At 34.8% G+C, this 14,410-nt stretch carries 11 protein-coding genes; 2 read left to right on the top strand and 9 right to left on the bottom strand.

The window, feature by feature from the left end; genetic code table 11:
- Positions 1–13: 13 nt before the first annotated feature.
- Both larB and larC read left to right on the top strand, forming a co-directional pair.
- A complete protein-coding gene (gene larB / locus ACF91D_RS09660) occupies positions 14–796 on the top strand; it encodes a nickel pincer cofactor biosynthesis protein LarB (protein WP_107526867.1) in 783 nt (260 codons plus the stop codon).
- Positions 790–1,998 carry a nickel pincer cofactor biosynthesis protein LarC gene (gene larC, locus ACF91D_RS09655; RefSeq protein WP_107526866.1) on the top strand — a complete coding sequence of 403 codons (1,209 nt, stop codon included), beginning with the start codon at positions 790–792 and terminating at the stop codon, positions 1,996–1,998. The genes larB and larC overlap by 7 nt, the downstream gene beginning before the upstream one ends.
- 133 nt (positions 1,999–2,131) lie before the next feature.
- On the opposite strand, the gene ACF91D_RS09650 is transcribed toward larC, so the two are convergent.
- The 9 genes from ACF91D_RS09650 to ACF91D_RS09610 all read right to left on the bottom strand — a co-directional run bounded on the left by ACF91D_RS09650 (position 2,132) and on the right by ACF91D_RS09610 (position 14,207).
- Positions 2,132–3,121, bottom strand: coding sequence for a Gfo/Idh/MocA family protein (locus ACF91D_RS09650; RefSeq protein WP_107526865.1), 990 nt, complete (start codon positions 3,119–3,121; stop codon positions 2,132–2,134).
- Between the two features lie 180 nt (positions 3,122–3,301).
- Positions 3,302–4,690, bottom strand: coding sequence for a D-xylose transporter XylE (gene xylE, locus ACF91D_RS09645; protein WP_042740490.1), 1,389 nt, complete (start codon positions 4,688–4,690; stop codon positions 3,302–3,304).
- A gap of 18 nt (positions 4,691–4,708) precedes the next feature.
- Complete coding sequence (gene xylB, locus ACF91D_RS09640; protein ID WP_107526864.1) at positions 4,709–6,199, bottom strand: xylulokinase; 1,491 nt, start codon at positions 6,197–6,199, stop codon at positions 4,709–4,711.
- A gap of 5 nt (positions 6,200–6,204) precedes the next feature.
- Positions 6,205–7,527, bottom strand: a complete 1,323-nt coding sequence (xylA, locus tag ACF91D_RS09635) for a xylose isomerase (RefSeq protein WP_107526863.1) — start codon at positions 7,525–7,527, stop codon at positions 6,205–6,207.
- Between the two features lie 149 nt (positions 7,528–7,676).
- Positions 7,677–8,828, bottom strand: a complete 1,152-nt coding sequence (locus ACF91D_RS09630) for an ROK family protein (RefSeq protein ID WP_107512147.1) — start codon at positions 8,826–8,828, stop codon at positions 7,677–7,679.
- A gap of 186 nt (positions 8,829–9,014) precedes the next feature.
- Entirely contained in the window at positions 9,015–10,421 is a 1,407-nt protein-coding gene (locus ACF91D_RS09625) for a sugar porter family MFS transporter (protein WP_107526862.1), read from the bottom strand.
- 55 nt (positions 10,422–10,476) lie between these two features.
- Entirely contained in the window at positions 10,477–11,898 is a 1,422-nt protein-coding gene (gene araA, locus ACF91D_RS09620) for an L-arabinose isomerase (protein ID WP_042740495.1), read from the bottom strand.
- Positions 11,899–11,911: 13 nt separating this feature from the next.
- A complete protein-coding gene (locus ACF91D_RS09615; protein ID WP_042740496.1) occupies positions 11,912–12,607 on the bottom strand; it encodes an L-ribulose-5-phosphate 4-epimerase in 696 nt (231 codons plus the stop codon).
- Entirely contained in the window at positions 12,576–14,207 is a 1,632-nt protein-coding gene (locus tag ACF91D_RS09610; RefSeq protein ID WP_107526861.1) for a xylulokinase, read from the bottom strand. The genes ACF91D_RS09615 and ACF91D_RS09610 overlap by 32 nt, the downstream gene beginning before the upstream one ends.
- Between the last annotated feature and the right edge of the window lie 203 nt (positions 14,208–14,410).

Here is a 14,410-nt window from a genome sequence, read left to right as displayed (position 1 = left end):
AGGTGGTCTATAAATGACTGAAAACGAGAAAACCATTGAAACACTTTTGACGGCGGTACAGTCTAATACACTCTCCGTAGCATCGGCTATGAAACAATTGAAGCAATACAATGATATTGGTTTTGCAAAGGTTGATTTACATCGCAAACACCGACAAGGATTTCCAGAAGTTATATTCGGTGAAGGAAAAACTGCACAGCAAATAACTGACATCATTCAAACATTATTATCAAACAAAGAAATTATTTTAGTAACAAGAATTGACGCAGATAAAGCGAACCATGTCCTAAATCACTATCCACAGCTTGAATATGATGAACAAGCTAAAGTGTTAACAACACCGATTGCATCTATACCTAAATCAACATACAAGGCAGCCATCATCTGTGCTGGAACTTCTGATTTACCTATCGCTGAAGAAGCAGCACTGACTGCTCAAGTCATGGGTACAGAAATTGAACGAGTATATGATGTTGGTGTATCTGGTATCCATCGTTTATTTGATCATATTGAAACCATTCGTAATTGCAAAGTATCTATCGTTATCGCTGGCATGGAAGGTGCATTATCTAGTGTTATTTCAGGCCTAGTAGACCATCCAGTCTATGCCGTACCAACTAGTATCGGCTATGGCGCAAATTTAAATGGTATTACCACATTACTAGCAATGATTAATTCATGTGCACCTGGAACAAGTGTATTAAATATAGATAATGGCTTCGGTGGCGGATATAATGCAGCCATGCTGATCCACATGCTCGAACAAGAACAACAATCGGAGGAATCGCTATGGTGAAATCACTTTATTTAGATTGTCATGCAGGAATTGCAGGTGATATGTTTCTCTCAGCATTGGTGGACTTGGGGGCAGATGCAGACTATATTATCAATCAGTTAAAGTCACTTCCTCTAAATCACTTTGAATTGCATTTTTCTAAAAAGGATAAGAAAGGTATACAAGCGTTGACGTTAACAATTGATTTCGAAGAATCCCATCACCACCGCAAAGCAAAAGATATTTATCAAATTATTAACAATAGTGACTTACCACAGCGTGTAAAGGAACGCAGTAACAGTGTCTTTGAGGTTATTGCACAAGCTGAGGCAAAGATACACGGCATGAATGTTAATGACGTACATTTCCATGAAGTAGGCGCAATGGATTCAATTATTGATATCATTGGCAGTTGTCTCGCTTTAGAAAGTTTAGCAATTGATAATCTCTATGCCTCTCCTATCCCGACTGGTCATGGAAGAATCAATATTGCTCATGGTATTTATCCCATTCCTGCCCCAGCGACTGCTGAAATATTAACTGGTGTTCCACTTGCACATTTCGATGTTGCTGCAGAATTAACTACACCAACTGGGGCTGGGTTTATCAAAGCGTTGGTAAAGGATATAGGACCTATGCCAAATCTGACAATAAATCGTATCGGCTATGGTGGCGGTAACAAGGACTTTGATTTCCCTAACATTATGAGAGTAATTGAATTTACAGAAAATAAAGCGTCGCTAAATACTACTAATACAACTAAAGATACTACACCTAATTACGTTCAACAATTAGAATGTCAAATTGATGATATGACTGCAGAATCACTTGGTTTTCTGCTACAAGCTTTATTCAACAAAGGGGCTTTAGATGTATATTACACACCTATAATTATGAAAAAAAGTCGCCCAGCTACATTAATTACAATGATCTGTAGAATTGAAGATGCTGCAGAATTTGAAGACTATCTATTACAGCACACGACAACACTAGGCGTGCGCAGTAGCACTATTCAACGCCAAACTCTAGTTCGACAGTTCCAATCACTAACAACAAAATATGGTGTTATTACAGTAAAGCTAGGTTTATTAAACAACCAAATTATTAAAGCGAAGCCAGAATTTGAAGATGTTAAACGCGCTGCATTACAGACGAATGTACCATTCATGCGTGTTTATCAAGATATTGAAGCTGAAATTCACCAACATATCTTAAACAATTAAATGATGAAAATGAATAAGGTAGTTTACCTCACTATTGAACGCAAGCACATATCTATGATTGATATAGTGTTCATTCGATACTGAAAGTAAACTACCTTAGTTTTATGCTATCTATGATAATTATTGTATTTGATTATGACTTTGAAGGTCCAATTGTTATATTTGCACTGTCTAATGCTGACTCTAGGACTTCAACGACAGCTATACTATGTTCTAATTGACGTTTAGCTAAGACATCATCTTTATCCTGAATCATTTTTATTATTTTTACAAATTCCTCATGCATACGATGTTCAAATTGGTTTAATTGGTAAAGCTGTGTTCCGCCACCAATGTGATTAACTTCAAATGATTGTAATTCGTTCGTTGGACCTTCAATGTGTATCGTTGCCTGATCACCTTGAATATAGGAATGGTTATCAGAACTAGAGTCCTTTGCGCCGATACAGACTACTTTTAAATTATCATAATCTAATTGCAAGATACCTGATGTATCTATATTTTTCTCAACATTTGCAAAGTATGCAACACCCTTAGGTTTGCCAAATAACCCCACTGCTAAATGGACATTATAGACATTGATATCCATTAACGCGCCACCACCCATTTCTGGATTAAATGCTGGTTGAATTATATCTTGCTTAAAATTATCATATCTTGAAGAGTATTGAGAATAGTTAAACTGGGCAAGCTTGATATCTCCAATTTCTTGGAGTGTATGTTTCAAGACATCATAATTGCCTAAATAAAGATTCGTGATTGCTTCTGTAATAATCACTTGTTTCGCTTCTGCGAGTTCTTTTAAAGTTTCAAGTTCTACCTTGGTAAGTGTAAAAGGCTTTTCACAAATGACATGTTTACCGTGCTCTATCGCTTGCTGTGCATAATAGTAGTGCAAATGATTCGGCACAGCAATATAGACCACCTCTAAATCTTCATCCTCTAAAAATTGAGTATAATTTTCATATACCTCTTTGATATTAAATTGTTTTTGTAATTCATTAACATTTTGTGGATTTCTTCCCGTCGTGACAATGCTTTGAAATACAACGCCAGAAACTTGTTCCAATACAGGCAATGCTTCTTTAACAATTTTCCCTGCACCAACAATACCAATATTCATCATTGTTACCCCTTCTTCCCCTTGGAATTTTTAATCAACTTATAAATAAGCATAATCTTTATACAATATTTGTCAATTCATATTATTTTAGTATTTAAAAAGCATAAAAATATGCTTCAGATATAAACGAAGGTTATCATTTATCTGAAGCATACAAATTAATATTTCACTTTATAAAATTTATGATTTCCATATTGCTTCTATTTGCTCTAATGTCTTACCTTTAGTCTCAGGGATAAATTTCCAAATAAATATACCTGATAGTATACTCATTAAAGCATAGAATCCATATGTCATCGTTCCACTGATATCCATCATAAATGGATAAGTAGATGTGATGGTAAAGTTAGCTAACCACTGTACTGCTACTGCAATAGCCATAGCTGAACTTCTAATTCTATTAGGGAATATTTCAGACAATAACACCCAAATAATCGGTCCCCAACTCATCATAAATGATGCCGTATAGACAACCATAAACACTAACGTAATTACTCCGAAAGCACCATTTGCAGTTAACAGACTCATTCCTATCATACCTATGGCCATCCCTAATGAACCAATCATCAGTAGTGGTTTTCTGCCAAATTTATCAACATATATGATTGCAATGATTGTAAAAATAACATTCACAAGCCCCATAACTACTGTTTGTATCATTGATGCGTTACTTCCTGCACCTAAATTTTCAAAGATACGCGGCGCATAATATAATGCAACATTAATACCTATAAATTGTTGGAATATTGATAGTACAATACCAATAATCACTACTGCTTTACCAAAGCTAAATAACGGTGCTTTGACATCCTTTGTCTTATTTTTAGTCGACAATATTTCATTTAATACTGTTTGTGCATGGTTCTTTGAATTATAAATTCTGTTCAACACAGTTAATGCCGCTTCATTTTTATTCATTAATGTCAGATATCGAGGTGTTTCCGGTACTAAAAATAATAACAGAAAGAAAACTACAGCTGGAATTGCTGCGGTCATAAACATGTAGCGCCAACCAACATGATCTATCCACGCTTGGCTTTGCCCAAACGTTATGCCATAATTCACAAAATAAACCACTAACATACCAAAAATAATTGCAAATTGATTCCAAGATACTAATGTACCTCGGATAGAAGAGGGTGAAATTTCACTGATATACATTGGAGAAATCGCAGACGCTAATCCAACACCAATTCCACCTAATATACGATAAAAATTAAACGTCAATAATAATCCTAAACTGGCTTGTCCTGGTTCGAAAAATATAAATTCTGGGTAACCTGACAATAATGCAGAGATAATAAACAGTATCGCTGCAATTTGTAACGATCGTTTTCTGCCAAATCGACTAGAAAAATACGAAGATAAAAACCCTCCTATCACGCATCCAATGAGCGCACTAGATACTGTCATTCCATGAATAAAACTACCATATTGAGCTGTTAAATAACGTTGCAACGATTGTTCAGCACCTGATATCACTGCCGTATCATACCCAAATAACAAACCACCTAATGTAGCAATTAGTGCAATTGTAAAAATAAATTTCTTATTATTATAAGATGACATGCTCCCATCCCCTTAACACTACTTAAATTGAACTAACTTTTTCGACAATGCTTGTGTATTCTCATAAACTTCTGTATATACGTTATAAATGTCTTTATACATTTGAACGTCTGCTTTATTACTTGATATGGAATCATTGTATGCAATCCAAGCAGCGCTAAGTTCTTTGAAAGAATCAAACCAGCCCACTCCCATCGCAGCTAACATTGCCGCACCATATGCTGGACCTTGTTCTTCTGTTCTCGTAGTGATGTCAGTATCAAAAATATCCGCCTGTATTTGCAACCATGTCTTATTTTTTGCACCGCCACCGATTGATACAATTTCTCTACTATCATGTACATCATTTTTGATAATTTCCAAACTATCTTTTATTGAAAAAGTTACACCTTCTAACACCGCTCTTTTCATATCTGCCATAGTTGTATTCGCATCTAATCCTATAAAACTGCCTCTTACTGAAGAATCATTATAAGGTGTACGTTCTCCTAATAAATAGGGTGTATATAACAGCCCATTTGAACCTTTCTGAGATGATGTGATTTCCTTTAAAAAATGATCAAAGTTTTCTTTACTATTCAATACATTTTTCAACCATTGCAAACTATAACCTGCAGATAAAGTAACACCCATTATGTACTTTTGTTCTGGTACACAATGATGGAAGTAATGTACCTTACCGTCATTTTCATAAGTCTTATCATTTTGAATAGCTAATGCAACTCCAGATGTACCAATACTTACTAAACGCTTTTGTGCATCAGTAATACCTGCACCTAAAGCACCGCAAGCATTATCTGCACCACCTTGATAAACCTTTATATCACCATTTACATTTAGTTTTTGCATAATCGATTCTTTTATCGCACCATTATAGCCATGTGAAGGTATGATGTCAGGACAGATGTGTGGATTTATTTCTAATTTATCTAATATGGTTGTAGACCATTGACCCTTTTTGACATTAAACATTATTGTTCCAGATGCATCTGATGGTTCCGTGAAAATATTGCCAGTTAATTTATAAGCAACATAATCTTTAGGTAACATAAATCGATCTATTTGTTGATAATGCTCTGGTTCATTATTTTTCAACCATATAAGTTTAGGTAAAGTAAATCCTTCTAAAACTGTGTTTTGCGTTTCTTTTAATAGTAGCGATAAACCTAATTCAGATTTTATCCATTCGACTTCTTTATGCGTTCTAGTGTCATTCCATAAAATAGCCGGTCTAATCACTTCACCTTGCTTATCGACTACCACTAAACCATGCATTTGCCCTGAAAAACTAAGTCCTGCTATTTCAGAGGACTTATATTTTCCAAAGACATAGGCTAAGCTTTCCAAAGCAGCTTCATACCAAATATTCGGATTTATTTCGCTATATCCTGTGTGTGGATGTTCGGTCTTATATTCAACACTATAACTATCGATTACTTGTCCATACCCATCAACTACAATTGTCTTCAATCCACTCGTACCAATATCCATACCAATGACATTGTTCATCGCAATCAACCTTTACTATTAATATTTAAAATATATTGATTAATTTGTGACTTTATTACTTCTAAATGATCCGACTCATTTGTAATTTCAGTAAGTGTTAAAGCATATTTTTCTAACTCTTTAAATGTGACTTCGCCGTTTAGAATTTTTTGACCAATTCCACTTTGATAAGATACATACTTTTCACTTACTATATTTTCAAAAAAGTTATCTTCAATCATTTGATGCGCAACTCTTAGACCTAAAGCGAAGGCATCCATACCTGCAATATGTGTTAATACCAAGTCCTCTTGTTTGAAAGAGGTACGACGTGGTTTAGCATCAAAGTTCAAGCCACCTGGCGTTAATCCACCATTTTTCAAAATTTCATACATGGCAAGTGTAGTGTCATAGACATCCGTAGGAAATTCATCAGTATCCCACCCTAATTGAGGATGACCTTGGTTGGCATCTACTGAGCCTAGCAATTGGTTATCACGTGCATATCTTAGTTCATGTTGGAAAGAATGACCCGCTAATGTTGCGTGATTGGCCTCAATATTGAATTTAAATACATGATCTAAATTGTACTTTTGTAAAAATGCATGTGCCGTTGCTACATCTGTATCATATTGATGTGTTGTTGGTTCTTTCGGCTTAGGTTCGATTAAGAATTGACCTTTAAAACCAATTTCCTCTGCATAAGCGATAGCCATTTTAAAGAACTTAGCTAAATTATCTAACTCTAATTTCATATCGGTATTTAGCAGACTTTCGTAGCCTTCTCTACCACCCCAAAATACAAAGTTTTCCGCATTTAACGTTTTCGCAATTTCTAATGACTTTTTGACCTTTGCTGCAGCATATGCAAATACGTCAGCGTTTGATGATGTAGCCGCACCATGAACAAAGCGTTCATGTGTGAAGTTGTTCGTTGTATTCCATAATAATTTTTTACCTGTTTCATCCATTTTTTCTTTTATCAATTTAACTATCACATCTAAATTTTCATTTGATTCTTCTAAGTTTTTTCCTTCAGGAGCGATATCAATGTCATGGAAACAAAAGTATTCAATACCTGTTTTTTCCATAAATTCAAATATTGCAGATACGCGCGCTTTTGCTTTATCCATATCATTTAAATTATCCCAATCTCTAATAGCAGCTCCCACTCCAAATGGATCTGATAAATCAGCAGTAAACGTATGCCAATAAGCTACACTAAATCTCAAATGCTCTGCCATCGTTTTGTCACCAATTTTTTCTGAAGCATTATAATATTTAAAACTAAATGGATTCGTTGATTTCGGACCTTCATACTGTACTTTTTCAATATCAAAATATGTCATGATTCATTCCTCCTGTTTTCCACTTGGTTAGTTAGTTTAATAAACTAACTAACTTTTTAATCACTATATCACTTCGGCCGATATTTGTAAACGCTTTCTTAATATAAATAAAAAAACCTTTTAACATTATCGTTAAAAGGCTAAATTGTTTATTTGAAATTTAATTTTATATCATGAACATCCAGTATTTGTTGCGTAATAGCAATTGCTGCCCCCATTAATGTGGCATATTGAACATTAGAGGTTATAGCTACATTGTTATTATTAGAATTAAATTTGCATGACACATGTTTAATTTTTTCAAGCAATTCAGGTATTTCATTGATTAATGGACAATTGATATAAATCATCTCAGGGTTCATTTGTGAATTTAAGTTGTGCACCAATACAGCGATTCTCTTACAGAATAATTCCAATGTTTGAGTAACAGTATAATCACCTTCTACATAGTGTTTTTTCACTTTATCTACTGTCATTGTGGTGTTGAGTTGTTTAGTTAAGTGTTGAATAATTGCTTCTTGTGAACATAAATCTTCAATTTTAAGGTATGTGGGTTCGTCTGTTGCAACATTTGAAATCAAAGTCTTACCTATTTCTCCTGCTTGTCCCGCATTTCCGCGATATAATTTCTTATCGATGATCAATCCTGCCCCTATACCTTTATGTATACTAAGAGATATCAGATTATTAATTTCGAGATTGCCTTGATAGTCTCTCTCATAAATAGCCGATAGATTGGCTTCATTCTCCAATATAACTGGCACATTCGTGACTTGCTTTATCGCTTCAACGATTGATATATCCTCTAAATCATGAAACGGCAAATCTATAATTTCTTGTTGTTCATTAACAATACCATGAACCGATATCGCTACACCTAACAAGCCAAATTCTGTTTCATAATATGCATCTGCATTCACGTATTGCTTAATCATTGCAATAATATCACTCATCTTATTACTTTCAAGAGGAACAGACTGATGTTTCATTGTCTCCCCATCAAAATAACTATATAAAATTTCTATCGAATGGTATGCGATATCTATCGAAATTGTATAACCAAAGTGCTTATTTACTTCTAATAGAATCGGTTTTCTACCGCCACTTTTAGTACTATCTCCCTGTCCTACTTCAGTAACGAGTTTTTTAAGCTTTAATCTATTAAGTAAGTTGGATATCGTTGCCTTATTGATTTCTAAGTTTTTTGATATCTGAATCCTTGAAATATAGCGATTGTTGAATATTTGTTGAAGCACTTGTCGTTCATTCTCATCTAAATTTAAAGCTTCTAATTTCTCCATTTCTATTCACCTCACCTAAATATAATGTTTAGTACTCATTTTATAGCACTCAATCTTTCATTCAATAATTTAACTATAGCATACCCCAAATCATCTAGGATAAATAAAAAAAGATTACAGTCACAATCTCTGCAACTGTAATCTTAAACATGCACTTTAACATGTAAGCCATTATACTAGCTAACATTAACTTTCTTTAACGTTAACATTATTAAGTTTCACTTTTTCTTCTGTACCACAAAATGTTTCGATTTCTTCTAATGTTTTTCCTCTTGATTCAGGAACACATTTTTTAACAAATATAACACCTAAAATACAGATGATACCGAATATCGCAAATACCATTTCTTGTGGAAAATGCGTCGTCATAATCGGGAATAATAATCCAACTAAAAATGAACCTAGCCAATTTAATGAAGATGCAACGCCTGATGCAAATCCTCTAATTGTTAACGGGAATATTTCCCCTACAATTACCCAAGTCAATGGTGCCCATGTAAATGAATAGAAGGCTACGTAGATACTTAAAAATATCACAATTATAATTGGGTTAGCATTAGGTATTACAATATTAATAATTGTAGGTAATATAAATGACAATCCCATCACTGTACCGCCAAGCATGAGCAATGTTCGTCGATTAAACTTATCAGCAATCCAAATAAATAGTAATGAACCTAGAACCAAGATAACGCCTTGAATAATTGGCCATAATAATGCCGAGCTTGCTGAATTACCTGTCGCTTGTTCAACGATTAGAGGAATATAATAGAATATCGCATTTGCCCCTTGAAATTGTTGAAAAGCTGCAACACCCAATCCTGCAATTACCAAATACTTATATTTACTATTAAATAAGGTACTTAATGTATTATTTGTTGTCACTTTATTCTCTGTTAAAATCGTATTTCTAATTTCCTCAAATTCTGCATCAACTTGTTTCACTTTTCGTAAATTCATTAATACATGCTTTGCTTCATCAAACTTTCCATTTTTAATTAAAAATCTAGGAGATTCTGGTAATTTTAATACCCCTAAAAATAGTATTAAAGCTGGCACTGCGGCTATGCCTAACATCAATCTCCAACCTAATTCGATCGGTAAATCACGTAACAAGAAATCCACAATATAAGATAATAACATACCTGATACAATCATCGTTTGATTCAAACCAGACAATTGACCTCTGAATTTTGCTGGTGCCATCTCAGACATATATGCTGGTACAAGTGCCGAAGCAGCACCTACAGCTAAACCTAAAATAACACGTGAAATAATTAGGAAATAATCGCCATGATGTGGCGCAATGCCGGATAACACAGACCCTAACACAAAGATTAATGCGGAAATTAGAATCATTTTTCTACGCCCTAATTTATCCGATAATCTACCTGCTAAGATACCACCAAAAATAGCACCTAACATTACCGAAGATGTAATTAATCCTATAATAAAGCCACTATCTATACCCCAATCTTCCCTAAGAAATGGTAAAGCACCAGTCATTACACCAATGTCATAACCAAATAGAATACCACCAAATGCACCAAAGAAATAAATAAAACTATTGGACACCTTACTGTTTGTTTTCATCCCATTCACCCTCTTTTTACCTTTCGCATACATCTATGTCACAACAATTCATCCATTATTTAATCACTACATACTCTGCTTCAAACATCTTAATTAACGTCTCTAGTTGTGCTGAGTTTAACGTCAACGAAAGTACGGTATGATGGCCGCCACCTTCTTCAATCCAGCGTCTCACTCCTGTTTCAAGTGATGGTTTTGCTTGCCATAATACTCTTGCTACTGGTAAATTCGGAGCCGGCTCTGTTAATGTTTCGGCAGTAATTTCATTAACGATAAATTTATAGTGGGTACCTAAATCAAGCATTGTCACAACAACACCTTCACCTGCTTGGCCATCGAACACCAAGCGTGCTGGGTCGTTCTTATCGCCAATGCCTAAGTAATCTACGACGATTTTTGGTTTAGTTGCTGCCAATGTCGGATCAACTTCTAACATATGCGAACCTAGAATTTGCTGTTTATCACTTCGCATATCATACGTATAATCTTCCATAAATCCAGTCGCTTTATTGTCTGTAGCGATTTTTAACAATCTATCCAATGCCGCTGTTTTCCAATCACCTTCACCTGCAAATCCATAACCTTGTTCATTTAGACGTTGTACAGCTAAACCTGGTAATTGTTTCATACCATGTAAGTCCTCAAAGTTTGTTGTAAAGGCAGTGTATCCACCAGCGTCTAAGAAACGTTTAATGGCAATTTCATATTTAATTTGCTCTTTAACTGAATCATTAAAATGTGCTTCATCATTATTTCTGTAATCAAAATCATATTGATTCTGATATTCAGCAAACAGAGTTGTAATTTCCTCTTCTTTGACTGCTTCTATATACGCAACTAAATCCCCAATTCCAAAGTAATCTACAGTCCAACCAAATTGGATTTGTGCTTCTATCTTGTCACCTTCAGTAACTGCAACATTTCTCATATTGTCGCCAAAGCGTGCCACCTTAAGATTGAAACTCTCATTATAAGCATGAGCGATGCGCATCCATGACTTAATATCTTCTTGAGTCGCTTTATCTTTCCAATGACCAAAAATGATTTTATTTTGTTTGCCCAACCTTTTATTGATAAAGCCGTACTCTCTATCTCCATGAGCAGATTGATGTAAATTCATATAATCCATATCAATTTTTTCCCAGGAAATATTGTCATAGAATTGTGTTGCTAAATGTAGTAATGGTTTTTGCAGGAGTTTAGTCCCTCTAATCCACATTTTGGCTGGTGAAAATGTATGCATCCATGTAATAACACCTGCAATATCATCTCTATAATTTGCTTCTTTCATAATATTTGTAATAGCATCCGCTGTTGTTGCCAATTGTGTTTGTAATTCAATATTAAAAGGCAAATCAGCCTGTTCATTTAAATATGTCGTCATTACCTGTGCGTCTGACTTCACTTGCTCTAATGCCTCATCACCGTATAGTGCTTGCGATCCAACAACAAACCAAAATTTCTTTTCTGTAGCCATCTTTAAATTCCTCCTATTTCTGTCCGTAATAAGCATTTTCGCCATGCTTTCTTTCATAATGTTTATTTAAAATCTCTTCTGGTAGCGCTTTCGCATATGCGTTTAATTGTTGCGTAAATAAATTCATTTTACATACTTCTTCTAAAACAACTGCATTCATCACTGCATGTTCACAATCTTTCGCCCACACAAAAGGCGCGTGCCCTTGTAATAAAACAGCTGGAACTGCATTTGGATCAATATTTCGTTCTTTGAATGTTTCAACAATGACATTTCCAGTTTCATACTCATAATCTCTGTTAATTTCACTTGCTGTTAAAAATCTTGCACATGGGACTGAACCATAAAATGTATCTGCATGTGTCGTCCCCATTGCCGGTACATCTAACCCTGCTTGAGCCCAAATTGTCGCCCAAGGAGAATGTGTGTGTACAACACTGCCTATATTTGGAAATGATTTGTACAATACTGCATGTGTAGGCATATCTGATGATGGTCTCAAATCGCCTTCAACGATTTCACAATCTAGATTACAAACCACCATGTCTTCAGGTTTCATTTGAGCATAATCAACACCACTCGGTTTTATGACAAACAGTTGTGTTTCAGGGTCAAATCCACTGACATTTCCCCAAGTGTATTTAATTAAACCTCTCTCTGGTAACTCTAAATTCGCTTTATATACTTCTTGTTTTAATTTTTCTAACATTCGCTTCACCTTCTAAATAATGTGATAATTGTCGCTCAATAGGTAATCCCTTTATAGTCTTATCGATATACGTATCAAAGTTTTCAACTGCTTGCGCAGAAGGTTCAATTGTTGTTTCATCTATATTGGCAAACACAAAATCATCTAGAAATTGTGACAATGTCATATCTTTATTTATAGTTGCAAATTTTGCCAATACACTAATGCCCCAAGCACCACCTTCACTCGCTTGATTCATCACTGTAATCGGGGCATCCATAGCTGCACTTAATACTGATTGTGCAATACGCTCTGTTTTGAAAATGCCACCATGTGCAATTAATTTATTAATTGAAATATTTTCATTTGCTTTTAATAAATCCATGCCAATTTTTAATGTACTAAAGGCACTAAACAATTGTGTTTGCATGAAATTTGCAAGCGTAAAATGATGATTCGGCTCTCTTACGAATAGTGGGTATCCCTCTTCAACTTTGGTAATATTTTCACCGGAGACATATCCATACGACAATAATCCACCTAAGTCATCATCACTTTTTTCAGATTCTTCCAATATTTGTCCGTACAAATCATCTGATGAAAAACGCACTCCCATAGTTTCAAGAACTTGTTCAAATAAAGTCATCCACGCATTTATTTCAGAAGTACAGTTATTGGTATGAATCATGGCAACTTCACTACTTGAAGGTGTTGCAACGATATCCACTTCTGGATATACATTTTTCAGAGATTGTTCTAAGACTATCATGGCAAATGCACTTGTTCCTGCTGAAATATTACCTGAACGTGGTGTAACGGCGTTAGTAGCTACCATACCTGTACCAGCATCACCTTCAGGTGGACACATGACACAGCCACTTTCTAAATTGCCATCAGGATCCAACAATCTTGCACCTTCATCTGTTAAATATCCAGCATTGTCACCTGCAACTTTAATTTTTGGTAATAAATCAATAACTGCTTTATGAAATCCTTCTGTATTGAATAATATATCTGCCTCTTCTAATAAGTCTGTTCTGTATGCTTGTTGCTCAACATCTACCGGAAACATCCCCGAAGCATCTCCTATGCCTAATACCTTTTCTCCCGTTAAATACCAGTGTATATAGCCTGCTAATGTCGTAATATAATTCACTTGATTTACGTGAGATTCTTTATCTATAACCGCTTGATATAAATGTGCGATGCTCCATCTTTCCGGGATATTATAGTTAAATGCTGTTCTCAAAATTTTTGCCGCTTCAACTGTGTTGCCATTTCTCCAAGTTCTAAATGGAACTAACAGATCCTCATGTTCATCGAATGCCAAGTATCCATGCATCATTGCACTAATACCAAGGCTATTGATTTTGCGAATAGTTATATCAAACTTGTCTTTTAAATTTTTGGCCATATCTTGATAACTTTGTTGTAAGCCAACCCAAATATCATTTATTGAATAGGTCCAATAACCATCTATATAGCTGTTCTCCCATTCAAAGCTACCTGTTGCTAATGTGTTAAATTGTGCATCAATTGCTATCGTCTTAATACGAGTTGACCCTAGCTCAATACCAATAGACAACTCAGAACTATCGGTTATATTAGTAGGATTTTGCATTGCAAACACCTCTTTTGTAATCGTTTTCAAATAAATCATAAAGTATTTGTCCGTACATGTCAATATATTATATTTTTTGTCCGTATATATTAATTGATATCATCCTTTTATACAAATTCTTACAATATATAATTCAAAAGATTTATCCCTTAGTTTTGTAGGGGCAACCTAAATTATTTGAACCGCCTACCTAAATCCTTGGC

The sequence above is a fragment of the Staphylococcus sp. 231237_7MaSpsaltlick genome (assembly GCF_043107035.1).
The sequence above is the reverse complement of the archived record's forward strand: the minus strand, read 5'-3'. Positions and strand labels throughout refer to the sequence as shown.

Excerpts from the sequence above, each read along its gene's own strand:
- ACF91D_RS09615 (WP_042740496.1), bottom strand. The coding sequence starts at position 12,607 with ATGTTAGAAAAATTAAAACAAGAAGTATATAAAGCGAATTTAGAGTTA.
- ACF91D_RS09610 (WP_107526861.1), bottom strand. The coding sequence starts at position 14,207 with ATGCAAAATCCTACTAATATAACCGATAGTTCTGAGTTGTCTATTGGT.
- larC (WP_107526866.1), top strand. The coding sequence starts at position 790 with ATGGTGAAATCACTTTATTTAGATTGTCATGCAGGAATTGCAGGTGAT.
- xylA (WP_107526863.1), bottom strand. The coding sequence starts at position 7,527 with ATGACATATTTTGATATTGAAAAAGTACAGTATGAAGGTCCGAAATCA.
- larB (WP_107526867.1), top strand. The coding sequence starts at position 14 with ATGACTGAAAACGAGAAAACCATTGAAACACTTTTGACGGCGGTACAG.
- xylB (WP_107526864.1), bottom strand. The coding sequence starts at position 6,199 with ATGAACAATGTCATTGGTATGGATATTGGTACGAGTGGATTGAAGACA.
- ACF91D_RS09625 (WP_107526862.1), bottom strand. The coding sequence starts at position 10,421 with ATGAAAACAAACAGTAAGGTGTCCAATAGTTTTATTTATTTCTTTGGT.
- ACF91D_RS09630 (WP_107512147.1), bottom strand. The coding sequence starts at position 8,828 with ATGGAGAAATTAGAAGCTTTAAATTTAGATGAGAATGAACGACAAGTG.
- araA (WP_042740495.1), bottom strand. The coding sequence starts at position 11,898 with ATGGCTACAGAAAAGAAATTTTGGTTTGTTGTTGGATCGCAAGCACTA.
- ACF91D_RS09650 (WP_107526865.1), bottom strand. The coding sequence starts at position 3,121 with ATGAATATTGGTATTGTTGGTGCAGGGAAAATTGTTAAAGAAGCATTG.
- xylE (WP_042740490.1), bottom strand. The coding sequence starts at position 4,690 with ATGTCATCTTATAATAATAAGAAATTTATTTTTACAATTGCACTAATT.